Source organism: Acinetobacter cumulans (assembly GCF_003024525.3).
GTDB lineage: Bacteria > Pseudomonadota > Gammaproteobacteria > Pseudomonadales > Moraxellaceae > Acinetobacter > Acinetobacter cumulans.
In genome coordinates this window covers 1,068,783-1,094,113 of the sequence record NZ_CP035934.2, presented here as the reverse complement: position 1 = coordinate 1,094,113, position 25,331 = coordinate 1,068,783, and the positions used below count along the sequence as shown (strand labels likewise).

Below are 25,331 nucleotides of genomic sequence, written 5' to 3'. Positions count from 1 at the left end.
TGTATGGTTTTCATTGAGTTCAGCCATACGATTGCGACTATGTTTTATCCATCTCTATTCATCTAGCAGTTATACGCTATTTTTATACTTGAAAAAGTGACTATTTATTATTCTACATTAGTACAAAAGATCAATTTAAGTCATTTCAAAACAATAAATCACTATAATAAATTGAATTTAAACATATAAAAAATTACCTACAGATTTTAGAAATTTAATATAGAAACGAAAAATTCAAACAATTGCTGTGAATCTTCTATTTTTATGTCACTTTTAAAGCATTAAATTCTCGATAAATGCTGGTACTTTTTATTCTAAAATTTTAAATCAAACACTAAAAACAAGAATAATCAAAACTATACATGGCACAAGCATTGCATTAGCAAGTCTACAAACATACATTTCTGGGGTAGGCTTCATGTTGGGTTTTAAAAAAACTATTTTACTAATCTCTCTTTCAGGTTTTCTAACCGCATGTAATGACTCAAAAGATAGCAATTCAGCTTCTGAAACAATCCAGCCAGTACCCTTTAATCCTGTTGAAGCCAGTATTGCTGATGTGCATCAATCGATTCAAACCAAAGGTGCAACATGCGTTCAAATCGTGCAAAGCTATTTGGATCGTATTCAGGCCTATGACAAACAAGGACCAACATTAAACAGCATCATTTCTGTTAATCCTACAGCACTGAAAGATGCCAAAGACTTAGATGATTACTATGCCAGTACAGGTAAACTGAAAGGTGCTTTACACTGTGTGACAGTATTGCCTAAAGACAACATTGATGCCATCAACATGGCCAATACAGCTGGTTCTAAAGCACTGATTGATAATTTCCCACAAGACGATGCATACATTATTAAAAATATTAAAGATCATGGTGGCATTATTTTAGGTAAAGCCAATTTAGATGAATTTGCCTTTGGGTTTGGTGGTAGCTCTAGCCATAAAAATGGTGGACAGACCAAAAATGCTTACGATCTGAGCAAAGGCCCAGGGGGTTCATCCGCAGGTACAGGTGCTGCCATTAATGCAAGCTTAGCCCTGATTGGTATTGGAACAGATACAGGTGGCTCAATTCGTATTCCATCATCATTACAAGGCCTTGTTGGTTTGCGTCCTTCACTACGTCTAGTTAGTCAAGATGGCATCATTCCTCTTGCACCAACACAAGATACGGCTGGCCCGATGTGTCGTAAAGCCGTCGACTGTGCCATTTTAATGGATAGCATGACGGGTTTTGATCATTCAGCATCTTCAAATCAACGCAATGATTTTGACCGTTTAGCACCATTATTAAGCACTGAAAGCGAATATAAAACCTTGTTTTCAGTACCAACAAGCTACGTGCCTACAGCAGATAATAACTTACAAGGAAAACGTATTGGCTTAGTCCGTGCACTATATGCTCAGCCGAATAATGCGGGTGTATTCACTGAGGACGGCCAATTAATTAATCAAGCAATGGATCAAGCAGTTGCCAAATTAACCGCAGCGGGTGCCATTGTTGAGGAAGTAACAATAGATGATTTATCTACGATTCTTAGCACTTATTCAAGTTTGTCTTCTTATGAGTTTAAAATTTCACTTACTAACTATTTAAAAACCACACGAAGTATTTTTCAGTCTTATACCGATTTGCAAAACAGTGGCTTAATGATTTCAAGTTTTAATAACTATGACCGTGACAGTACGGCGCAATCATTTATTGAGGGTTATCACCTGAACACCGTCGTACGTGCGCCACATGTCCGTGGTAGTTTAAATAAAGCCTTAGATCATACCAATGCAACTGGACAACTTACAGGGACCAGCTTTGATGCGCTTGCTTATCCAACCATGCATGCTTTGGCGCCAAATTTAGGCCGTAGCCCATCGGCGGGGACCAATAATCGCCTGAGCCCATTTAGTGGCTTCCCTGCACTTTCAATGCCTGCAGCACAAGTGGTTGCGAGTACCAGCCAATATCCAATGAACGTCAATATTGAATTTATTGCACGTGAATTTGATGAGCCTACACTATTTAAAATTGCGACAGCGTTTGAAAAAATTAACCCAGTGCGCCAAACACCCGTACATACGCCTGCTTTATAAATATTGGGCGGACTCATCTGCCTTATAACAAGCACAAAATAAAAAGAAGGCCATGCCTTCTTTTTATTTTGTCTTACTTTTTCAATTGTGCTCTGGGGTGCGCCTGATCATAAACTTGTGCCAAATGATCAAAATCCACATGGGTATAAATTTGAGTTGTGGTTAAATTACTATGCCCCAACATTTCTTGTACGGCGCGTAAATCTCGACTATTCGACAGCATATGACTGGCAAAACAATGTCTTAACAAATGCGGATGGAGATCGATATTCACCCCAGCACGTTGCGCTTGTAGCTTCACGCGATTTTCAATTTGACGTGCACCAAGTGGGTTTCCCTTTTGGGTAATAAAAACATTTGCTTCTGGGACAAAGTCCCCATGCCACAGCGGATATATTTGTAGCCATTGTATGACGGCATCTTTAGCTTTCACGCCAAAAGGGACCACACGCGTTTTATTGCCCTTACCTGTAATGCGCAGTAACTGTCGATTAAAATCAACATCCTTAATTCTTAAAGACTGTACTTCTGCTAAGCGTAATCCACTGGAATATAAAAGCTCTAAAATCGCTTTATCTCTAAGCCACATCTGCTGTTGTGCTTCTGAAGCTGGTGCAGGCTGATCTAAAATTTGATTGACCGTTTCTATATCGACTAAACCGGGCAATGGACGAGACTGTCGTTTGAGCTGAAAATCATCAGCTGGGTTAAAGGCCATATATTGCCCCTGCTCAGCCCACTTCATAAACTGGCGCACAGCGGATAATATGCGTTGCAAACTACTCGAACTCAGTTGTTGATGTTCAACTTTAGAACCTAAAAACTCACGTAAATCTGCACTTTCAATATCATTTAAGTTGAGGTTTCGCGTCGCACAAAATGCCAAAAAATCACTGACATCGCGTTCATAAGCTTGCAAAGTATGTTCCGATTGATTTTGGATTTTTCGCTCCTTTAACCACATAGATAGCAATACTTGTGGCTCAAATCCTTCTAACATACTTCAGCACTCCCACTGAGCTAAATAATGAGCAATAAACGTCGCGGTTTGATCTGGATATTTTTCTGCAAACAGATGATCACCACCTTCTACAATGTGAAGTTGCGCTTTGGCAAAGGTGGACTGTAAATAAGTGCCCACCGCGATAGGGCTCACGGGGTCCTGATCTCCCCACAACAATAAGACAGGCTGTAAAATAGTCTGTAATTGTGGGCTGTAATCAATACTTGCTGTACAGAACCAATCAGGATAGTTTAAATATTGTTGTTGATAGGCACTACGCCTATCTTGCGCCTGAAAAGGCGCTAAGTTCACTCCACCGGAGGTTGCCAGTAAAACTAAGCCTTTCACCAAGTGCGGTTTTTGCAATGCTGCTTGCACTGCAAAAATCCCCCCCATTGACTGCGCAATAACAATGCTTTCCTGCTCAATTTGTTCTAATACGTATTGAGTCAAACTTGCAAAATCATAGACATCTGCATGCGAAGGTTGCATGCCGAATGAAGGGTATGCAATCACTCTTTGAGATGTAAAATTACCAAATGTGCGCTTAGCCAGCCTTTGCTGGACAGGTTGCCAAAAAGCTGTGCTACCCGATGCGCCTGGTAAAAAGATCAGTTGCATAGTTTTAATTGATGAAAAATATCTGATTAGAAACAGCATAGCTGATTTTTACCCATAAAAAAGCACCTTCATTTGAAAGTGCTTTTTTCGTTTTCCATATTTAGCCTGGTTTTGGCTTAAGCTTGGAAATATCGCAAATCTAAACGGCCTTCGTAAACGGTCGCAGTCGGACCTGTCATCCAAACTACATCGCCTTCTTTCCATTCAATTTGTAGCTTACCGCCAGCCAATTCAATTTCGACTTTGCTTGAAAGTAAACCACGGCGCATACCCGATACAGCAGCTGCACATGCACCTGTACCACAAGCTAAAGTTTCACCGACACCACGTTCAAACACACGCAAACGCGCATGCTTTTCATCAATGATTTGCATAAAACCAGCGTTTACACGTTGCGGAAAACGCTCATGAGATTCAACTTGTGGGCCAATACGTGGCACATCAGCTGTAATCACATCAGGAACAATGGTCACCGCATGCGGATTACCCATATTCACCACATCAATTGTCAACTTTTCATCATTGGCTAATGCAATGTCATACAAGTTTTCAGGCTCTTCTGCCAAAAATGGAATTTCTTGTGGCAAGAATTTTGGATAGCCCATATTAACGCGAACCCAACCATTTTCACCCAATTCAGGTTCAACAATACCTGCTTTGGTTTGTACCTTAATTTTGGTTTTTGTGGTCAATTGGCGCTCGTGTACAAAACGCGCAAAACAACGTACCCCATTACCGCATTGCTCTACTTCAGAACCATCTGCGTTAAAGATACGGTATTTAAAATCTGCATTTGGTACATCTGGTGGTTCTACAATCAACAATTGATCAAAACCAATACCAAAGTGACGATCCGCTAAACGCTGAATCGTTAGTGCATCTAAATAAACACGTTGGCTAATTAAATCTAAAACCAGAAAGTCATTGCCCAAGCCATGCATTTTGGTAAATTCTACTAACATCTCGAATCACTCCTTAAGGCAAAAGACGTTCACGTTCCCATAACGATTCTATTGTTTCGCGTTCACGAACTAAGTGTGATTGCGCACCATCGACCATCACTTCAGCTGCACGACCACGGCTATTGTAGTTCGAACTCATAACAAAACCGTATGCGCCTGCGCCCAATACAGCAAGCACATCATTTTCTTGAATGGCTAATTCGCGCTCTTTACCTAAGAAATCGCCAGTTTCACAAATTGCACCCACCACATCCCAAGTTTTTGTTTCAGCTTGAGGATTTGGTGTAACTGCTTGAATGTCCATCCATGCTACATAAAGCGCGGGACGGATTAAGTCATTCATCGCTGCGTCAATAATGGCAAAATTGCGGTGATTGGTTGGTTTAAGCAAATCAACTTTGGTTAATAATGTACCTGCATTGGCAGAAATACTACGACCCGGTTCCATATAGACTTTCATACCAAGTTTTTCTAAAGCAGGTTTCATGGCATTGGCATATTCTTCAACAGAAGGTGGCGTTTCATCTTTATAAATCACACCCAAGCCACCGCCAATATCGATATGCTTAAGATGAATACCTAAAGTTTTTAAATGATCAATCATGATCATGACGCGCTCTAAAGCATCAACAAATGGCTGCGTTTCAGTTAACTGCGAACCAATATGACAATCAATACCCACAACATCTAAATTGGGTAATGAAGCAGCATATTGATAAGTTTCATATACACTGTCTGATGGAATACCAAATTTATTTTCTTTTAAGCCAGTCGAGATATATGGATGTGTTTTAGCATCGACATCTGGATTCACGCGTAATGAAATCGGCGCTTTTTTGCCAAGTTTCGCTGCGACATTTTGAATACGATCCAACTCTGCATAAGATTCAACATTAAAACATGCAATGCCAACTTCAAGTGCTTTTTGAATATCTGCTTCAGTTTTACCTAAACCCGAAAATACAATTTTAGACGCATCGCCACCCGCTTTGAGTACACGAGCCAATTCGCCACCAGTCACAATATCAAAACCTGCACCAAGCTTGGCCAATACATTCAATACCGCAATGTTGGAGTTAGACTTCACCGCAAAACAAATTTGATGGTCGATAAAGCTAAATGCACGATCCATATCTAAATAATGCTTTTCAAAAGCCGCTTTAGAATAGACATATAGTGGTGTGCCGTATTGCACTGCGAGCGCTTGTAATGAACATTGCTCAGCATGCAAAACCCCATTGATGCGGGTGAAACTCATGAAAGTATCCTTGCTTAAATCAAATCAGATGTAGTTTTTGAAGCTCTGGCTTCGGTCTCTGCAGACTACTGAGCTGGTGCCTGTTGCTCACGCACGTCCTCAGCTTTTTTTTCTGTATTCTGATCTGAATACAGTAAATATTTTGCACGTTTGTCAGCGTTCGCATCGCCTGGCAAATGTAATGCGCCCGACTGGCCACAAGCAGTCAAAAGTAAACTGCCCAAGAAAAGCATCACCACCTTGCAACTCATAACACGGTTCATACGCGTACCTAAAAATATTTTTTCCGAGTATAACGTGATCAACACACGGATAAAAGAAAAGCCCACGATTTCTCAATAAGCTGATCCTGACTCTGATTCAAAATTAGGCAACTTTGATTTGCTTTGGCACAAGTTCTTCTTTAATTTTACTGTGCATTGTAAGCAATAGTACTGCAATTAAAATAGAGCTTAACGCGTAGCGTCTTTAAATCTTAAAATAATCATCAGACTCGCATCACAATTCGATCTTTTATTCTTCAGTCTTTTTCAGGTTCGATACGTATGACTTTATCAATTATAGTCATAAAAAAACTGCCCAATGTGGACAGTTTTTTTAACACAGATACTTATTTTTGCTTTTTCTTATAAAAACCAAAATAACCAATGACCAAAATGACAAACCAGATTGGGCTCACCATCAAGGCTTTCATGGTGTCTGCTTCCATTGACAATACATAAATCATGCCGATAAAGAAGGCAATAACCAACCAACACGTATACAACCCGCCTGGCAGTTTAAATGTTGATTTGGCATGAAGCTCTGGACGTGTTTTGTAGTACACAATATAACTCCAGATGATCATCAGCCATACACAAATAAACAAGACTGTTGAAAGTGTAGTTGCCAATGTAAAGGCTTCAACCGTATTCGGAACAAAGTACTGAAGTGCAGCACCCAATAACAAACAAACTGCAGAGAAATACAATGCATTTGCAGGTACAGCGCGTTTATTCAATTTACCAAAAGCTTTTGGCCCTTGCTCTTCACGAGACAAACCAAACAACATACGCGAAGTTGAAAATACGCCACTGTTCATCGATGACATCACCGATGACAAGACCACCAAGTTCATAATAATGGCAGCTGCAGCAATACCCGCTTGGCTAAATAAATTTACGAAAGGCGAAATGCTTGGATCAATCTTGTTCCAAGGTGTTACAGACATCACGATCACCAAAGCCAATACATAGAAAATAATAATACGGATTGGAATCGAGTTAACCGCTTTAGGTAAATTATGCTCAGGATCTTTGGTTTCAGCAGCAGTCGTACCCACCAATTCAACCCCCACAAATGCAAAAATAGCAATTTGGAAGCCTGCTAAGAACCCTGTGACCCCTGTTGGGAATAATCCACCATGTGACCATAAGTGCGTAAATGAAGCAATTTCACCAGCTGTTGAAGTAAATCCGGTAAAAATCATCCACAAACCGACGCCAATCAGCACCACAATGGCTAAAATTTTGATGAGGGCAAACCAAAACTCTAACTCACCAAATAGCTTAACGGTGACTAAGTTTAGCCCCATAATAAACACAATGGCGGCAATACTAATGAGCACCCCTTCTTCAGGCGAAAATGGGTTACCTCCATTAAAAAACTGCAAATAGTAAATAATTGCAGAAAGATCGGCGATACCTATCGTAATCCAACACAGCCAGTAGGTCCAACCGACAAAATAACCCGCCCACGGGCCAATCAAATCCGTTGCAAAGTCAATAAAAGAGATGGATCCGTAAATTTGAACAACTCCTATAAGTGATATTCTGCTCCTCAAATGATGTTATAAACATCAATATATGGAGTATTTTATGGCACGTAGACCAAGAAGAAATCATTCAAATGATTTTAAAGCTAAGGTAGCACTTGCTGCGATTAAAGCAGAAAAAACACTTGCTGAATTGAGTGCTGAGTTTGATGTTCATCAAAACCAAATTATTGACTGGAAAAATCAATTGATCTCAGCTTCCTCGCAAGCTTTCGATCAATCAAAAGCTCCAACAGAACCACCCATCGATCTAAAAAAACTACATGCAAAAATCGGTGAGCAGGCATTAGAAATTGATTTTTTAGAAGGTGTGTTGAAGAAACTGGGCCGCTTCAACCACAAAAGTTAATCGACGACTCACTTCAGATTTCAGTATCTAAGCAAGCTAAGCTGCTGAAAGTCTCCCGTGGTTGTTATTACTATCGCCCAAAACCTGTGAGTGCATCAGATCTGAAGCTGATGCGATGTATTGATGAATTACATATGCAATATCCTTTTGCAGGCAGTCGTATGATGCGTGATTTGTTGAATCGTCAAGGACATCATATAGGACGACGTCATACACGTACTTTAATGAAGAAAATGGGTATTCAGGCGTTATATTGCAAACCAAATTTAAGCCAGGCTAATCAAGCTCACCGTAAATATCCATATCTGCTCAAAGGATTGGCTATTCAGCGCAGTAATCAAGTGTGGTCTACGGATATAACGTATATCCCTATGGCAAAAGGCTTTGTTTATTTATGTGCTGTGATTGATTGGCATAGCCGCAAGGTACTTGCGCATAGAGTATCGATTAGTATGGAGGTGGATTTTTGTATTTCGGCTTTAAATGAAGCGATTGAAAAATATGGTCGACCTGAAATATTTAATACAGACCAAGGCAGCCAGTTTACCAGTGATGCATTTATTGATGTATTGAAATCAAATGGCATTCAAATCAGTATGGATGGTAAAGGTCGATGGGTAGATAATGTGATGGTTGAACGATTATGGCGGAGCGTTAAATATGAAGAGGTGTATCTCAAAGCTTATAGCAGTGTCACAGATGCGAAAAAGCAATTAAGTGCATATTTTGAGTTTTATAATTTGAAACGACCTCATTCGAGTCTAGACAAAATGACACCAAATGAGTTTTACTATGATCAGCTACCCCAACAAAACAAGGTGGCTTAACTAGAGCGGAATATCACTTATAAATACGCTTTTAGTTGTTCAAACAAGTGGGACCACCTCTAAATGACTTGTACTGCAAGTTAGATAACAAAAGTTCACCTAATGCTCGCATGACCAAAAAGACCATGAAACCAATGATCATATAGATCACCAGTATAGATGGACCTGCCAAACTAATTGTTTTACCAGAGCCCATGAATAAGCCCGTACCAATCGCGCCACCAATTGCAATTAATTGGAGATGTCGGTTAGACAGACTACGTTGCAGATCGCCATTTTCAGCTGGCGAACTATTATTTTGGTGATTCATTCTTGATTCAATTTTGCTGTCCAATCGGCACAAATTAACTTAATTGATTAAAAAAATACAAAATTATTTTCGCTTGATCTGTATTTTCGGATTAATTGCTGTATTTAATTTATTTTTCTTATATACAAAGTATAAATATTACACTAAATATAAGTAGTGACATCAACGCATACATCAATATAAAAACTTGAAAACATGAGTAATAAAAAAACCTCCTTGCCTCAAAAAGGAATTAAACACTGGAAGTTTCGACTAACTGGCATAGCACTTGCTTAATGCAAGCTTAAATAACCTAGATGGGATGGATAAGAAAAATATGCAAAACTTACAAAATTTTATGGAGACCCTAAGCGGATTAGTCTGGGGTCCTTACATGCTCGTACTGATTGTCGGTACAGGTGTGTTCCTCACATTCCGCTTATTATTTTGGCAATTCCGTATGTTGCCATTGGCTTTCAAACAAGTCTTTGGTAAACATCCCAAAAAACATGAAGGTGATATTAGTCAATTTGCCTCACTCATGACGGCCCTTTCAGCCACGATTGGTACGGGTAATATTGCAGGTGTTGCTACAGCCTGCGTACTTGGTGGCCCTGGTGCTGTATTTTGGATGTGGATGACCGCGCTATTTGGTATGGCCACTAAATACGGCGAAGGCGTATTGGCAGTTAAATTTCGTATAAAAAATGAAAAAGGTGAAATGTCTGGTGGCCCGATGTATTACATCGAGCGTGGACTAGGCGCTAAATGGAAATGGCTGGCAGTACTTTTTGCGCTGTTTGGTACCTTGGCATCCTTTGGTATTGGCAGTTCCGTGCAATCTAACACTGTGGCATTAGCGGTTGAAAAGAGCTTAGGCATTAGTACACTTACCACAGCGATTATCATTACTGCTTTCTCTGCCTTGGTCATTTTAGGTGGTATTAAATCAATTTCAAAAGCGTCTTCGGTGATTGTTCCTGTCATGGCGATAGGCTATGTGTTAGGCGGTCTCATCATTATTGTGAACAACCTAGAGCTGGTTGTCCCTGCACTAAAATTGATCTTTACTTATGCATTTACAGGTGAAGCGGCCGCAGGTGGCGCAATCGGTGCTGCAATTCGCTATGGTGTTGCACGCGGTGTATTCTCAAATGAAGCAGGTATGGGTTCTGCGCCCATTGCGGCAGCAGCAGCACAAACTGATCATCCTGCACGCCAAGGTCTTGTATCTATGACAGGTACATTCCTCGATACAATTGTTGTGTGCTCAATCACTGGTATTGTTTTAGTCATGGGCTTTATTATGGCTGGCAATTCGTTTGGCGATCAAACCGGTGCTGTCCTCACGATTAGTGTATTTGACAAACTCCTACCAGGTTTTGGTGGCTGGGTGGTGACCTTTGGTATTATTTTCTTCGCCTATTCAACGATTTTAGGTTGGAGCTACTATGGCGAAAAATGCTGTACTTATTTATTGGGTGATAAATCCATCTTAATTTATCGTCTTATTTATATCGCATCTGTCTTTGTAGGCTGTGTGGTGACCCTTGATTTGGTTTGGTTATTTGCAGATACCTTTAATGGACTTATGGCTGCACCAAACTGTCTCGCACTGTTACTCCTTTCGGGCATTATTGTGAAAGAATCCAAAGACTTTATTGAACGTCGTAAAAACGGTGAACTGTACTAAAACAAAGTCTACCGCTCAAAAAGCCACACATTTGTGTGGCTTTTTTAATGTGTCCATGAGCATCCAAATAAATACTCAATGGTAAACCTTAACTTAAACGACCACGTGCCGTAGAATCTTGGTCTTCATCTTCAAACTGATTTTCTAAGTCAGCTGACTCTTGACGATCAGCTTCAATTTCTAAAGCCACTTCCAGCGATAATACAAAAAAGAAGACATCTTCAATTTTCATATTACCCTCTTCATCTTCAAGATGCTGTTGCACCAATTGATATTGTGGATCTTGCTCATCAAATGGAAGCTCTAAATAAACATCTCCTAAATAGCCATCAATGAGACTTTCATCCTCAATGCCCATACATGGTGTATATGCAATTCCATGTTCATCTAACCATGCCAAAACAACATTACGCGCATTGTCTTCTAAATCTTTATCTTCAATGTAATTTTCAAAATGTAAAAAAAGCACATCACGTTTTTTTTCACGCGCAATCGCATCGATATGTTGTATTAGCATTGGCATTGCAGTGATCCATTTTGAGTAATTTAAGCATCTATTATAGAGCCTGAAATGCAATTCATGCTAATGAGCAAGCACTTATGCGACACAGATTGACTGGAAACAGCCAATTTTCATTCGAATCCATAGCGTTCCAACTTATTCATGGTTATGCTCTTGCACAATGACAACAGCTTTCGACTTGGGTTATGGCAAAAGCAAAAAGTGTTTATCGTTGCGAACAATGTGGTGCAGACCATCCTAAATGGTCAGGCCAATGTAGCGATTGTGGGGAATGGAATTGTTTAAATGAAGTCAGCATTGCACCTGCTGTCAGCCATCGCGCACAGCCGAAAATGGGCGGTGGTTATGCAGGCCAAGCTGCCAGTATTACCACACTCAATAAGATTTCAGTGTCCAATGAAACACGTCTGGCAACTGGCATAGGCGAATTTGACCGTGTATTGGGTGGCGGTTTAGTCACAGGTTCAGTGGTACTGATTGGTGGTGACCCTGGTATTGGTAAATCTACCATTTTATTACAAACCGCCACGCACATGGCATCTGCCAATAGCCCAGCACTCTATGTCACAGGTGAGGAATCACTTTCTCAAGTTGCGCTACGTGCTAATCGACTCGATTTGCCCACGGATCAATTAAAGGTTATGGCCGAAACCTGTGTTGAGCGTATTTGCGAAGTACTGGCACATGAACGTCCCGCTGTAGCCATTTTAGACTCAATTCAAACGCTGTATACCGAAACCTTACAATCTGCACCTGGCGGTGTTTCACAAATTCGTGAGTCGGCAGCTTTACTCACACGCTTTGCCAAAAATAGTGGCACGGCGTTGTTTATTGTGGGTCACGTGACCAAAGAAGGCTCATTAGCAGGCCCTCGCGTATTAGAACACATGGTCGATTGTGTATTGTATTTTGAAGGACAAGCAGACTCTCGCTTTCGTATGATTCGTGCGGTTAAAAACCGTTTTGGAGCGGTCAATGAACTGGGCGTGTTTGGCATGACCGATAAAGGCCTACGCGAAGTATCTAACCCTTCTGCTATTTTTTTAAGTCGTTATGACGAAGCCATTCCAGGCTCGATTGTGATGATTAGCCGTGAAGGTACACGCCCACTATTAGTGGAGGTTCAGGCCTTAGTGGATGATGCGCATGGGCAACCACGTCGCGTGGCTTTGGGCTTAGAACAAAACCGCTTAAATATGCTCCTTGCTGTTATGCACCGACATGGTGGCGTACAAACCTCAGGCCAAGATGTCTATGTAAACATCGTGGGTGGCTTAAAAATTACCGAAACAGGTTCTGATTTAGCAGTCCTACTTGCCTGTGCATCCAGTATTCGCGGTAAGGCCTTACCACAACAGCTAGCTGTTTTTGGTGAAGTCGGGTTATCTGGTGAAATTCGCCCTGTGCCCAATGGTCAAGAGCGCTTAAAAGAAGCGATTAAACATGGATTTAAATACATTATTGTGCCTCGGGGCAATGCGCCACAAAAATCGATTGCAGGCGTACAAATCATTTCTGTCGCCCGTTTACACGAAGCTTTAACAGAGGCGATGAACTTAAGTGAAGAGCTCAGCTAATCCAAGTGATGTTTGCTTGTATATTTTTTAATTAAAAATACGATTTAGATATTGAAATTCAGCGCAAATGACTGCATAAATAAGAAGAATCTATTTCTTTTTATTTTTTATAGGAAAACTCAATGGAAGTTCGACAGCGTGGTTTGATTGCGGGTTTATTAACGGCTGCTTTATTAGTAGCGCCTTTAACAGCTGAAGCGAAACGTGCTGGTGGTGGTAAAAGCCATGGTATGTCTCGTCAAGCAGCACCAACTCAGTCTTACCAACAGCCTCGTCAAGCTACTCCAGCTCAACAGCCAGTTGCTCCTGCAACTGCGCCTGCTAAATCTGGTCCAGGCGTTGGCGGTATGGTTGCTGCTGGTGTAGCTGGTGCTGCAATTGGTGCGGTAGCAGCCAATGCATTAGCAGATGACAAGAACACTCATGCAACTTCGGAAGCTCAGCAGCAAGCTGCTGCACCAGCTGAAGAAGAAAAAGGTGGTCTTCCAAGCTGGATTTGGATCTTACTAGCTGCTGCTGTTGCCTTCTTCATTTTCCGTAAGATGGGCGCAAAAAAAAAACTAGCTACTAACAACCCATACGCACCTAACAATGGTGGTGCTGGTAATACAGCACCATTTGGTCAAGCACCTAATGCGCCTCGTGGCGGTGATAACACCAATATTTTTGGTCAATCAGTGGGCGGTTCAACACCATCTGCACCTGTAAATAACGCACCTTTTGCAGGTGGCGCATACACGAATTCTGGTAGTCAGTTGCCTGATGGTACTGAGCCTGCAGCATTCTTACGTATTGCACGCCAACGCTTTAACCATATTCAGTCTATGAATACGGCGAGCAATATTTCAGAAATTCAGCGTTATTTAACTCCTGATCTTTACCAGTCAATGTATCAAGATATTATGGCTAACCAAGATCAAGACGTTGCTGAGTTTTCTAACTTAAATGCAATGGTGACTGATTCTGCAACTGAAAATGGCCAATACGTTGTAAGCGTTCGCTTTACAGGTACTGTGAGCGAAGACTTAAACAGCCTTCCACAACCATTTGCAGAAATTTGGCATTTTGTTAAACCTGCTGGTTCTACACAAGATTGGTTGGTTGCTGGCATTCAACAAGAAAGCTAAGCATCACTTCTAAAAAAGCGATCTTCGGATCGCTTTTTTTTATGGCTAAAATTCGCTTTTCTGAGCCAATCACTTTAATCTAGGCAGGTTTATTTTTGAGGTTGCCTTATGTCGCAGCGTATTACTCCCCCTATTGCTTTAATTAATCGTGCATCTGCTGGTAATGCTGAAGCTCAATTTGAGCTAGCCGAAGCCTATATGCACAGCGAACATGAAGACGATATTGATCTGGCTGAAGAATGGGCACTCAGAGCAGCACAATTGGGCTTAACTGAAGCAATGTATTGGCTGGGTGAAGGCTATACAGTTTATGCTAAAGAATTACGCGAAGAAGACCCAGAAGAGTCTAAAAAATACTTTGAATATGGTTTTAATTGGTTAACTCAGGCCAGCAAAGATAAACATGCTGCCGCTATTTTTGAGTTAGCAGGCTATTACCGCCGTGGTGATGCCACTGAAAAAGACGTGAGCAAGTCTATTGAACTGGTTGAACAAGCAGCCAAATTAGGCGATGTACAAGCCATGCGCGATTTATCTTTTATCTATGCAAATGGCTTAGGTATTGATGCCAATGAAGAACAAGCTGATTTTTGGGATCAACAAGCACAGCTTGCTGAAAGCAAAAATACTGAGCAATAAGCAATACAGCCCATCATAATGGGCTGTAATTTTTTGCACTCTTACATTAAGCATCAACAACAATGGCTTGTCTAAAAATACCTTCCACTGCACGTTGTTGTTCAAATAACGCTGCTGGCATTGCTTCAAAACTGTCAAAAAAACTAATCTCATTGGCATCAACTGCATACACCAACGAGTGATTGCCCTCACCTTCTAAAGTGTCGTAATACACAATCACATATTGCTTTTGCTCAAAAGCTTGCTGGATTTCTGCATAGCTAAGTGCAGGTAAAATTGGCAATTGAATTTGTTGTGCTGTGTTCAATTCCTTTAGATCTTCTTCACTTGGCTCTAAGTCTTCATCAGTATGAAATTGAATCTGATAGCCAAACTTTTTTAAGCCAATGGCAAGACCCAATGAACTTGTTCCATACTCTGCATCATAGCCGCACACATTGACCAGCTGATCTATTTCAGCATCTAGGCCTAAGTGCTGCAGCAGCATCCATACGGCATAGATACCGCCATTGGCTTCTAAATTGGCAAGTGCTTCTGGGATTTCCAAAGACATGAAAGGAACTCAAAATTTATCTAAAATTAATATTAATATTAATATTAATACAAATACTTTAATTTTAGGGATTATTCCAACAACCTGAACTTTGACTATCAAAAAATTCTACTTCTATTTTAGGAGCTATTACTTTAATTAATGTATTAATCCGATGACATTCTTTCTGCTCTTTAGAATAAGTCGAGATAGCAACTTTACCTACAGTACCTTGTTTAAAAATTTGCTGGATTAAATGGGACTCTTGTTCACCTAAGCCCCATCCATAAATAACTAAATTTTTATTTTCAGCCACTAAGCTTGGTAAAACTTCATAAAATATTGTGCTCAAATATGGACTACTTTTTATTGACTCTAATTTTTTAATCCCTGTGCCTTCAGCTATAAATAATGGAATTTTGTCTTCACACCACTGCGATGTAATAACATCCAATAAACTTTTAGACTCATCTCTTTGTAGTTTATTCTCAGCATTTTTAGCATCTCTAAAGATACATAAATTACCATGTTGGTAAAAGGTCAACGTGACGTCTTTTTGATGCCGTCCGTATGGTTGTTTAAACTTTTCCCAATCATGATCAAACTGGCCGTATCCAATAAAGCAATCTTTAAAAATATGACCATCATTGTTGATGCTACTCCCATTACCATACATACGTATCCAATACAGAATCAAATCATAATTAAGTGAAACAATCGTAGAAAACTGCTTTGTAAATTTATAAAGATCAGATAAATGATCAAATATTTGTGCATGTTCGCAATGAACTTCTTTAACAACTTCGATTAGAGCATTTTTAATATTCTCATAAGCTGAATCAATTTTTGTATCGTGTATACCTAAATGATTATTTACCAACTTTGCATGCCAAACTAATCTCAAAACTAACTCGAAATCATCTGTATCAAACTCCTTAAAAAGTTTGGATATATCTGCATTAAAAAGTTCTAATTTTTCAGCTTCTTCTTTTAAAGAATCAAAACGAAATTTTTGATGCAGAGCAACACTAGCCCCATTGCCAATTATTAAACTCCCATTTTTATAATCATCCTTAATTTCACCCCATTCTTTGATAGGGTAATTAAAGCTATCCATCATAGTACAATCTCGAAATTTACTTATATGACAGATATTAACCAATTGAAGATTGGAACTCACTCTATTTCCAAGTACAATACTTCGCTAGTCGAGGGATGCTGCGACTTTCTTATAGGCACTAAATATAAGATCGCTAGGCTCGACGATTCGGTTGAACATTCGTTTCAATCAACAACGGCATCCGCGAACATAATGATCAATTGTTTTTATTAAGGAGATCGTGATGAACGCGGTTAATGCTTCATTTACAGATTACAAAGTTGCCGACATTTCACTAGCTGACTACGGCCGTAAAGAAATCAAACTTGCTGAAGCAGAAATGCCAGCGCTAATGGGTCTTCGTAAACGCTATGCTGCAGCTAAACCGCTTGCTGGCGCGAAAATCCTTGGCTGTATCCACATGACAATTCAAACTGCAGTTTTAATTGAAACTCTAGTTGAATTAGGCGCAGAAGTTCGCTGGACTTCATGCAACATCTTCTCTACGCAAGACCACGCTGCTGCTGCAATCGCGGCTGCTGGTATTCCAGTTTTTGCTTGGAAAGGCGAAACTGAAGAAGAATACGTTTGGTGCTTAGAACAGCAAATCAACGTAAACGGCACACCTTGGGATGCCAACATGATTCTGGACGATGGCGGTGACTTAACTGCACTTGTTCACGAAAAATATCCTGAAGTGATTGCTAAAATCCACGGTATTACTGAAGAAACTACAACAGGTGTTCAACGTCTTTACGAAATGCACCGCGACGGTACTTTAAAAGTTCCTGCAATCAACGTAAACGACTCTGTAACTAAGTCTAAAAACGACAACAAATACGGCTGCCGTCACTCTCTAAATGATGCAATCAAACGCGGTACAGATATGCTTTTATCTGGCCGTCGTGCGCTTGTAATCGGTTATGGCGACGTAGGTAAAGGTTCTGCTCAATCACTTCGTCAAGAAGGCATGATTGTACGTGTAACTGAAGTTGACCCAATCTGCGCAATGCAAGCATGCATGGACGGTTACGAAGTTGTTGCTCCGTACAAAAACGGCGTTCAAACTGGCAAAAAAGAAGATATCAACCTTGATCTTCTTCAAAACACTGACTTGATCGTAACGACTACTGGTAACTACCACGTATGTGACGCAGCAATGCTTGATTCATTAAAAGCTGGTGCTGTTGTTTGTAACATCGGTCACTTCGATACTGAAATCGACACAAACTACCTACGCGGTTACAAGTGGGTTGAAGTTAAGCCACAAGTTCACCAAGTGTATCGTACAGAAAACGAAAACGATTACTTAATCCTTCTTTCTGAAGGCCGTTTGGTGAACCTTGGTAACGCAACTGGTCACCCATCACGTATTATGGATGGTTCTTTTGCTAACCAAGTATTGGGTCAAATGCACCTATTCGCTGAAAAATTTGCTGATCTTCCAGAAGATCAAAAACAAGCTGCAATCCGTGTAGAACTTATTCCTAAGAAATTAGACGAAGAAGTTGCTGCGGCAATGGTTGCTGGTTTCGGCGGCGTATTGACAACTTTGACTCAAGAACAAGCTGATTACCTAGGTGTTCAAGTTGAAGGCCCGTTCAAAGCTGAGGCTTATAAATACTAAGTTTTTCACCTCTCCTAACCTCTCCTGTTAGGAGAGGAACTTTCCATTGAGAATTTAATTTTCTCATGGACTCTCCTTCTCTTGCGCCATATATGGCTCAGGAGAAGGCTGGGATGAGGGCAATAATAAACAAACAGTATTTATAAAAAAGGATTTGAACATGTCAAAACAGATTCCTATTTCCTTTGAGTTCTTCCCGACCAAAACTGATGCTGGCGCGGAAAAACTTAAAGTTGTTCACCAAGAACTTCAATTATTAAATCCTGAGTTTTTCTCTGTAACCTATGGTGCAGGCGGTTCTACGCGTGAACGTACACTGTCTACCCTTGCCGATTTTAATGGCAAAGGTACACCTGTTGCTCCTCACCTTTCTTGTATTGGTGACAGCAAAGAACGTATTGCAGAACTTCTAGATTTGTACAAATCACAAGGCATTGACCGTATTGTTGCACTTCGTGGTGACTTACCTTCAGGCCAAGTTGGCTTAGGCGAATTGCCTTATGCAACTGATCTTGTACGTTTCATTCGTGAACATTCAGGTGATCATTTCAAAATTGAAGTGGCAGCGTACCCAGAAATGCACCCGCAGGCAGACAGCTTTGATTTAGACATCAAACGTTTCTGTGATAAAGCCAATGCAGGCGCAAATGCAGCATTGACACAGTTCTTCTTTAATCCAGATGCATACTTCTACTTCGTAGAACGCATTCAAAAAGAAGGCGTGAACATTCCTGTAGCACCAGGCATTATGCCTATTACCAATGCAAGCAACCTCATTCGCTTCGCTGATGGTACAGGTGCTGAAATTCCTCGCTGGATTCGTAAGCAATTGGCAACTTATGGCGACGATACTGATTCAATCAAAGCCTTTGGTCATGAAGTGATTGTAAAACTTTGCGAACGCCTAATTGTAGGTGGTGCACCAAGCCTGCACTTCTACACCATGAACACCACTGATCCAACTCGCCAGCTTGTGCAAGACTTAGGTCTGGCTTAAGTATTTTAGACTTCTGAGCCTTACAAAATTTCCTATTTCTTTACTGAGATAGTTATAAGCCGTAATTCAGAAGTCTTTTTATTTCACCTTTTGAGAGTAAAGCCAAATGCCTCGTTTTTTTATTGAAGCAGACCTAAATGTTGATACCACTGTCGAACTGACTGAAACAGTATTTCATCACTGGGTTAAAGTGCTACGCGCGCAAACAGGTGAAACTGCCACATTCTTTAATGGCCAAGGTGGCGAATACGAAGTGACATTAACGGACGTTGCTAAAAAATCAGCATCTGTTGCTGTAACAGCTTTTAATCCTGCCAACCGTACCCCTGCTTTTACAGCCTTACTTGGCCAAGTCATGAGTAAAGGCGATCGCATGGATTATGCGATTCAAAAAGCGGTTGAACTCGGTGTTTCTGAAATTCAATTGCTCACTTCTGAACGCTGTGAAATGCGTTTGAAGTATGACCGCGACCAAAAAAAATTAGATCATTGGCAAGGTATTGCGATTGCAGCCTGTGAACAATGCGGTTTGAATGTGGTTCCAAAAATCCTTGCACCCATTAGTTTAGACAAATGGCTTGCTTCTAAATTACCAGTCACTAAACTCGTACTTGCTCCAAACAAGGACCAAACAGACGTCTTAGCCAATGCAACGCCAAATATCGCATTGCTCATTGGCCCAGAGGGTGGTTTAAGTGAAGCAGAAATTGAAAGTGCTAACCAAGCTGGCTTTATCAATTGGTGCATAGGTGAACGTGTTTTACGTACAGAAACCGCCCCAGTTGTTGCACTTTCTATACTTAATTATCGAATAATCAATAATTTCATCTGATTTTTTATATTTATGTATACATATTGATTGATTTTTGTGCTTCTGGCAATTACCCTTATTTAGATAAAATGTATGGCCTTGAAAGGATTTCGAGCTGTTTACAGCTAGGCCAATAAAAATTGACTTAATTATTACATTGAAATAAGGCATTGATATTCATGATAGAAGATCAATATGAATATATTCGGGAGCATAATCATGCCGCCCAAATTGCAAATACAATTCGTTTAAGCCGTTATTTTCTAACCAGTATTCTCGTTGTTTGTCTCTATATTTTCTGTATTTACAAATTTTTTAGTTCAACGCCTGCACCTTATTTTTATACATGGTTTTTTACAACAGAAATTATCGTTTGCCTGTTTTGGCTTGTAAGTACAGCGCATTTTAAACCTGGGCTTTATAATTTAAATCACGCCCATCGCTGGCTACAAATTCAGTGTTTTACCGTAGGTTGCTTGGTAGCTATAGGAATTTATATCCTTTACAACTACCTCCCAACCATCAATCCAGATTTTGAAGAAATTCATGCGCTAACACTTTCAGCATTATTATTGATCGTGACTCAAAGCTTTAGCCTGACCTACTTAACCCAAAAGTTAAATTATTTTTGTCTCACTTTTTTGCCTTCGATCATTCCATTTTTATTTTCACAATATTTTATTCAACACGACACCAACCCCCTTTTTAGTCTGGCTCTGAATTTTGCACTTATTGTTATTTTATTATGTGCAACAACGTCATATCGAATTAACCTGCGCCTGAGTACCACGTATGCACGCAATCAACTCTTAATGAAAGATGCTGCACAACAAGTCACGTGGACAGATGATTTATGCAAACAGCTTCAAGATGAAATAAACCACTCTAAAGATATTGAACTACAACTACAGCTGAACAACCAACTGCTCGAGCAAAAAGTACGTGAACGTACCTATGATATTGAGCAAATGAACAAAGACTTAGAAAATCAACAAGAAAACTTAGTATTAGCACACGAAATTGCAGGCCTTAGACCTTGGGATTGGAACATTAAAGATCGTAAAATTCGGATCACCAACCACTTATATGAAAAACAAGTCCGTGATTCAAAACAGCACCTTGAACAATTACAACACCAAATTCATCCTGATGATGCAGAACAATTAAAACTAACCTTAAAACTGCATTTACGCGGTGAAAGTGAACGTTACGAAGCCAACTACCGTATTCAAAACTCAGAGGGCAAGTGGACTTGGGTACATGACATTGGTCGTGTGGTTGAACGTGATCCAAATACAAAAAAAGCCATCCGCATGGTAGGCATTCGTCGTGATATTCAAAAAGAAAAAATGTCACAAGAGCGAATTAAATTAGCCACCAGTGTATTACAACAAGCTGCTGAAGGCATTTTTATACTCGACGAAGAGCTCTGTTATATCGACGTCAATCCTTATTATGAAAAGTTAACAGGCTTTAGTAGCAACCAAATTTTAGGTAAACACCTATTTGACATCACAGCGAATTACAAGTCACAACAACGTAGTGCCCACTACAGTGTGATTAAACAACTCATGAATATGAATGAGTTTGATGGCGAATTAAATGAAAAATTCCTCTCTGGCAAAGAACTTACCTTGTGGATGCACATTAATGCCATCACTGATGAAGACCATAAAGTCACGCACTATATTGGTATTGTGTCTGACTTAACTGAACGTAAACTCCAAGAGCAACGTTTATCTTATTTAGAAAATTATGACACGCTGACAGATTTACCTAATCGTTTTTACTACAACTATCAATTACATAAACTTTTGGTAACACAGCGTGACTCACAATTTGCCATTATTCGCCTCAATATCGATCGCTTCCGCCCACTCAACGAATATTTAAACCATAACGGTGGTGATGAATTACTACGCCAAGTTGCTCAGCGTTTGCGTTTGACCAACCCAGAAGCACTATTCATGGCGCATTTAAATGGTGATGACTTTGCCATTGTGTATGAAGTGTCCCACTTATGCCCTTCGGTACACGATCAATGTGCACGTATTAACAAAGCATTTGGCTTGCCATTTAATATTGCCAAACAAGATCATTTAATTACCATCTCTATGGGCGTTGCTTTCTACCCAGAGCATGGACGCCAATTGGATTATTTAAACAATTGTGCCGAGCAAGCCCTCACCGAAGCTAAAACACTAGGTGGCAACACGATTCGTTATTATTCGAAAGAAAATACAGCCCTTTTAGAGCAAGGTATATTCCTCGAACGTGACTTACGCAAAGCCATTCAAAACAACGAATTAATGGTTTATTACCAGCCTAAAATCAACTTTAGAGATAAAAATGTATGTGGTTTTGAAGCACTAGTACGCTGGAATCATGCTGAAAAGGGAATTATTCCACCTAATCTTTTTATTCCACTTGCAGAGCAAACTAGCCTAATATCAGACATTGGTCGTATCGTAATACAACAAACTGCCAAACAAATCCGCCAATGGAAAGACATGGGCTTTAATAATATTTGCGTCTCAGTGAATATTGTTGCACAGCAACTCAGACGCGGACAATTGCTCGAAGTTTTAGACGATGCAATGAGCCTCAACCAAATTGAAGGCCAAGATTTAGAACTTGAAATTACCGAATCTTCACTGTTAGAAAATTCCGAGGATGTTAAAAATCAACTGAACGAAATTAAGCTACGTAATATTAATATTTCACTCGATGATTTTGGAACTGGTTATTCTTCACTCTCCTATCTTGCTGATTTTCCAATTGATATATTAAAAATTGACCGCAGTTTCGTATCTAAAATTGGGCAAAACAAACAAGCCGCCATTGTGAGTGCCATGATTGCAATGGGCAAAGCCATGGGAATGACCGTCGTTGCTGAAGGGATTGAAACCGAACAGCAACTTCAATACTTACAAGACCTCGATTGTGATATTGCACAAGGTTACCTATTTTCTAAGCCGCTACCAGAACAAGAAGCAACCGAATATTTAGAACAAAATACCTGTGCCTCACTTATAGCTACTTAATATAAGACAAAAAAATGTGACAGTTCAGGATTCAAAAAATGACACGCTGAGTCTGTCCCAACTGTCTAACAAGTGATATATTCAGTTGATTAATAGCTATTAAACTCCCGTTTTCTGGGCAACTTAAAACAATCGAGATACAGATGGACGATCAATCTTTAAAACAGCAGGCATTGTATTATCATGAGTTTCCAACGCCAGGTAAAATTAGCGTAACACCAAGCAAACAGCTTGTTAACCAACATGATTTAGCGCTTGCTTACTCTCCAGGTGTCGCTGCACCATGTTTAGAAATTGAAAAAGACCCATCTAAAGCTGCACTGTATACTGCACGTGGTAACTTGGTTGCCGTAGTAACGAATGGTACTGCCGTTCTTGGCTTAGGTAATATTGGTCCTTTAGCTTCTAAACCTGTGATGGAAGGTAAAGGCGTATTATTCAAAAAATTCGCTGGTGTTGACGTATTTGACATCGAAATTGCTGAAAATGATCCAGACAAAATTGTTGATATTGTTGCAGCATTAGAACCAACTTTTGGTGGTATTAACCTTGAAGACATCAAGGCACCAGAATGTTTCTATATTGAGCAAAAACTCCGTGAACGCATGAATATTCCTGTATTCCATGACGATCAACACGGTACATCAATTATTGTTGGTTCAGCGCTGTTAAATGCCCTACAACTGAATGGCAAAAAAATTGAAGAACTCAAAATTGTCGCTTCAGGTGCAGGTGCTGCTGCTCTATCTTGTCTTAACTTGCTTTGTGCCTTAGGTGCAAAAAAAGAAAACATCATTGTGGCTGACTCACGTGGTTTATTAACTACGCAACGTCAAGGCCTTGATGATTCTAAAAAAGCATACGTACAAGATATTGAAGGTACACAACTTGCCGATGTTATGGCGGGTGCAGATATGTTCCTTGGCCTTTCTGCTGCTGGTATCTTGACTCAAGATATGGTTAAAGAGATGGCGGACAACCCGATCATCTTCGCTTTGGCTAACCCAGATCCAGAAATTTTACCTGAACATGCCCACGCTGCACGTCCAGATGTGATTATGGCTACAGGCCGCTCGGACTATCCAAACCAAGTAAACAACGCCCTTTGCTTCCCATATATTTTCCGTGGTGCATTGGATGTTGGCGCAACCACCATTAACGAAGAAATGAAAATTGCATGTGTACACGCGATTGCGCGTATGGCACATGTAGAAGCAGATGCTGCATCTTATGGTGAAAAATCTGCATCATTTGGTCGTGATTACCTTATTCCACGCCCATTAGATCAACGTTTGATTTTGGAAATTGCACCAGCAATTGCACAAGCTGCAATGGACTCAGGTGTTGCAACTCGCCCAATTCAAGACTTTGCTCACTACCGTCAACGTTTGTCTGAGTTTGTTTATAACTCAGCATTCATGATGAAACCTATTTTTGCGCAAGCAAAAACAGATCCGAAGCGCATTGCATACGCTGAAGGTGAAGACCTTCGTGTACTTCGTGCGGTTCAAATTGCTGTAGATGAAGGTATGGCTAAACCAATCTTGGTGGGTCGCCCTGCTGTGATTGAAGCAAATATTAAAAAGCTTGGTTTACGCCTTGAAAATGGTTTCAACATTGAAATCGTAGATCAAGAGAAAAACCCGCACTATGAACAATTTGCTGATGACTATTATGAGCTTATGGCACGTAAAGGCGTAACACCTGAATACGCGCAACGTGAGTCTCGTCGTCGTTCTACGCTCATTGCAGCAATGCTGGTTCGTCATGGTTTAGCAGACGGTATGCTTTGTGGTACCTATTCAAGCTATGACATTCACCTTGACTTCGTAAAAAATGTGATTGGTTTAAAAGAAGGTCGTAGCACATTCTTCACCCTCAATGCATTGATGCTTGAAGATCGCAATTTATTTATTGCCGACACCTACGTAAATACTAATCCAACGGCTGAACAGCTGGCTGAGATGACCATTTTAGCTGCTGAAGAAGTACGTCGTTTTGGTATCACACCACGTGTTGCTTTACTTTCGCACTCAAGCTTTGGTTCAGATCAAAATGATCCAAGTGCACAAAAAATGCGTAAAGTATTCGAAATTTTAACTGAAATTGCACCTGAACTAGAAGTTGAAGGCGAAATGCATGCCGATGCGGCATTAGACGAAAATATTCGTCATTTTGCATTCCCGAATTCACGCTTCAAAGGTTCTGCAAATTTATTGATTATGCCGAACTTAGATGCAGCCAACATCTCGTTTAACTTGTTGAAATCAACATCAGGTAACAATGTCACCATTGGCCCGATCTTGCTTGGTGCAGCGAAGCCTGTTCATATTTTGACACCAACAGCGACAACACGTCGTTTAGTGAATATGACAGCACTTACAGTTGCTGAAATTCAAGAAAACGAAAAAAATGCACTGTGATTTAGTTCACTGAATCCACAGT

19 protein-coding genes and 2 pseudogenes are annotated in these 25,331 nt (G+C 40.2%); 11 read left to right on the top strand and 10 right to left on the bottom strand.

The window, feature by feature from the left end:
- Nucleotides 1-418 precede the first annotated feature (418 nt).
- A complete protein-coding gene (locus C9E88_RS05110; RefSeq protein WP_106985689.1) occupies nt 419-2,095 on the top strand; it encodes an amidase in 1,677 nt (558 codons plus the stop codon).
- A 73-nt stretch (nt 2,096-2,168) separates the two neighbouring features.
- Here C9E88_RS05110 and xerA read toward each other — a convergent pair whose 3' ends face one another.
- From xerA to C9E88_RS05080, 6 genes and pseudogenes are all read right to left on the bottom strand, one after another.
- Nucleotides 2,169-3,095 (bottom strand): site-specific tyrosine recombinase/integron integrase, encoded by a 927-nt coding sequence (gene xerA / locus C9E88_RS05105; RefSeq protein ID WP_106985690.1) that lies wholly within the window; start codon nt 3,093-3,095, stop codon nt 2,169-2,171.
- A 3-nt stretch (nt 3,096-3,098) separates the two neighbouring features.
- Entirely contained in the window at nt 3,099-3,719 is a 621-nt protein-coding gene (locus C9E88_RS05100) for an alpha/beta fold hydrolase (protein ID WP_106985691.1), read from the bottom strand.
- A gap of 116 nt (nt 3,720-3,835) precedes the next feature.
- Nucleotides 3,836-4,681: a diaminopimelate epimerase gene (dapF, locus tag C9E88_RS05095; protein ID WP_106985692.1), complete on the bottom strand. Its 846-nt coding sequence runs from the start codon at nt 4,679-4,681 to the stop codon at nt 3,836-3,838.
- A gap of 13 nt (nt 4,682-4,694) precedes the next feature.
- Nucleotides 4,695-5,939 carry a diaminopimelate decarboxylase gene (gene lysA / locus C9E88_RS05090; protein WP_106985693.1) on the bottom strand — a complete coding sequence of 415 codons (1,245 nt, stop codon included), beginning with the start codon at nt 5,937-5,939 and terminating at the stop codon, nt 4,695-4,697.
- 65 nt (nt 5,940-6,004) lie between these two features.
- Nucleotides 6,005-6,190 carry an LPS translocon maturation chaperone LptM gene (gene lptM / locus C9E88_RS05085; protein ID WP_106985696.1) on the bottom strand — a complete coding sequence of 62 codons (186 nt, stop codon included), beginning with the start codon at nt 6,188-6,190 and terminating at the stop codon, nt 6,005-6,007.
- 359 nt (nt 6,191-6,549) lie between these two features.
- Nucleotides 6,550-7,710: pseudogene (locus C9E88_RS05080) on the bottom strand (amino acid permease); the annotation flags it as partial.
- 85 nt (nt 7,711-7,795) lie between these two features.
- Between C9E88_RS05080 and C9E88_RS05075 the strand changes: the two are divergent.
- Nucleotides 7,796-8,928 (top strand): IS3-like element ISAba14 family transposase gene (locus tag C9E88_RS05075; protein WP_223155595.1). Its coding sequence is split into 2 segments (ribosomal slippage): nt 7,796-8,048 and nt 8,048-8,928, totalling 1,134 coding nucleotides; the frame shifts between segments, so codons are not numbered across the junction.
- A 61-nt stretch (nt 8,929-8,989) separates the two neighbouring features.
- Here the strand turns inward: C9E88_RS05075 and C9E88_RS05070 are convergent.
- A pseudogene (locus tag C9E88_RS05070) lies at nt 8,990-9,238 on the bottom strand (amino acid transporter); the annotation flags it as partial.
- Between the two features lie 316 nt (nt 9,239-9,554).
- Between C9E88_RS05070 and C9E88_RS05065 the strand changes: the two are divergent.
- Complete coding sequence (locus tag C9E88_RS05065; RefSeq protein WP_106986439.1) at nt 9,555-10,910, top strand: alanine/glycine:cation symporter family protein; 1,356 nt, start codon at nt 9,555-9,557, stop codon at nt 10,908-10,910.
- A gap of 88 nt (nt 10,911-10,998) precedes the next feature.
- Here the strand turns inward: C9E88_RS05065 and C9E88_RS05060 are convergent, their stop codons facing one another.
- Nucleotides 10,999-11,433 carry a hypothetical protein gene (locus C9E88_RS05060; RefSeq protein WP_106986414.1) on the bottom strand — a complete coding sequence of 145 codons (435 nt, stop codon included), beginning with the start codon at nt 11,431-11,433 and terminating at the stop codon, nt 10,999-11,001.
- 185 nt (nt 11,434-11,618) lie between these two features.
- On the opposite strand from C9E88_RS05060, the gene radA reads away from it, so the two are divergent.
- From radA to C9E88_RS05045, 3 genes are all read left to right on the top strand, one after another.
- On the top strand, nt 11,619-13,010 hold the full coding sequence (gene radA / locus C9E88_RS05055) for a DNA repair protein RadA (RefSeq protein ID WP_106986415.1): 1,392 nt from the start codon (nt 11,619-11,621) through the stop codon (nt 13,008-13,010).
- A gap of 122 nt (nt 13,011-13,132) precedes the next feature.
- On the top strand, nt 13,133-14,137 hold the full coding sequence (locus tag C9E88_RS05050) for a Tim44 domain-containing protein (RefSeq protein WP_106986416.1): 1,005 nt from the start codon (nt 13,133-13,135) through the stop codon (nt 14,135-14,137).
- Between the two features lie 108 nt (nt 14,138-14,245).
- Complete coding sequence (locus tag C9E88_RS05045) at nt 14,246-14,776, top strand: tetratricopeptide repeat protein (protein WP_106986417.1); 531 nt, start codon at nt 14,246-14,248, stop codon at nt 14,774-14,776.
- Nucleotides 14,777-14,822: 46 nt separating this feature from the next.
- Here the strand turns inward: C9E88_RS05045 and C9E88_RS05040 are convergent, their stop codons facing one another.
- Nucleotides 14,823-15,329, bottom strand: a complete 507-nt coding sequence (locus C9E88_RS05040) for a cysteine peptidase family C39 domain-containing protein (protein ID WP_106986418.1) — start codon at nt 15,327-15,329, stop codon at nt 14,823-14,825.
- Between the two features lie 64 nt (nt 15,330-15,393).
- On the bottom strand, nt 15,394-16,428 hold the full coding sequence (locus C9E88_RS05035; protein ID WP_227865869.1) for a DUF4917 family protein: 1,035 nt from the start codon (nt 16,426-16,428) through the stop codon (nt 15,394-15,396).
- 223 nt (nt 16,429-16,651) lie between these two features.
- Between C9E88_RS05035 and ahcY the strand changes: the two genes are divergently transcribed.
- The 5 genes from ahcY to C9E88_RS05010 all read left to right on the top strand — a co-directional run bounded on the left by ahcY (nt 16,652) and on the right by C9E88_RS05010 (nt 25,309).
- Nucleotides 16,652-18,034, top strand: coding sequence for an adenosylhomocysteinase (gene ahcY, locus C9E88_RS05030; protein WP_106986419.1), 1,383 nt, complete (start codon nt 16,652-16,654; stop codon nt 18,032-18,034).
- 160 nt (nt 18,035-18,194) lie between these two features.
- Complete coding sequence (gene metF, locus C9E88_RS05025; RefSeq protein ID WP_106986420.1) at nt 18,195-19,031, top strand: methylenetetrahydrofolate reductase [NAD(P)H]; 837 nt, start codon at nt 18,195-18,197, stop codon at nt 19,029-19,031.
- A gap of 106 nt (nt 19,032-19,137) precedes the next feature.
- The gene (locus C9E88_RS05020; protein ID WP_106986421.1) at nt 19,138-19,863 is read left to right on the top strand and encodes a 16S rRNA (uracil(1498)-N(3))-methyltransferase; all 726 of its coding nucleotides are present in this window, start codon (nt 19,138-19,140) and stop codon (nt 19,861-19,863) included.
- Nucleotides 19,864-20,021: 158 nt separating this feature from the next.
- The gene (locus C9E88_RS05015) at nt 20,022-22,886 is read left to right on the top strand and encodes a putative bifunctional diguanylate cyclase/phosphodiesterase (RefSeq protein ID WP_106986422.1); all 2,865 of its coding nucleotides are present in this window, start codon (nt 20,022-20,024) and stop codon (nt 22,884-22,886) included.
- Nucleotides 22,887-23,029: 143 nt separating this feature from the next.
- Nucleotides 23,030-25,309, top strand: a complete 2,280-nt coding sequence (locus C9E88_RS05010; RefSeq protein WP_106986423.1) for an NADP-dependent malic enzyme — start codon at nt 23,030-23,032, stop codon at nt 25,307-25,309.
- Nucleotides 25,310-25,331: the final 22 nt, after the last annotated feature.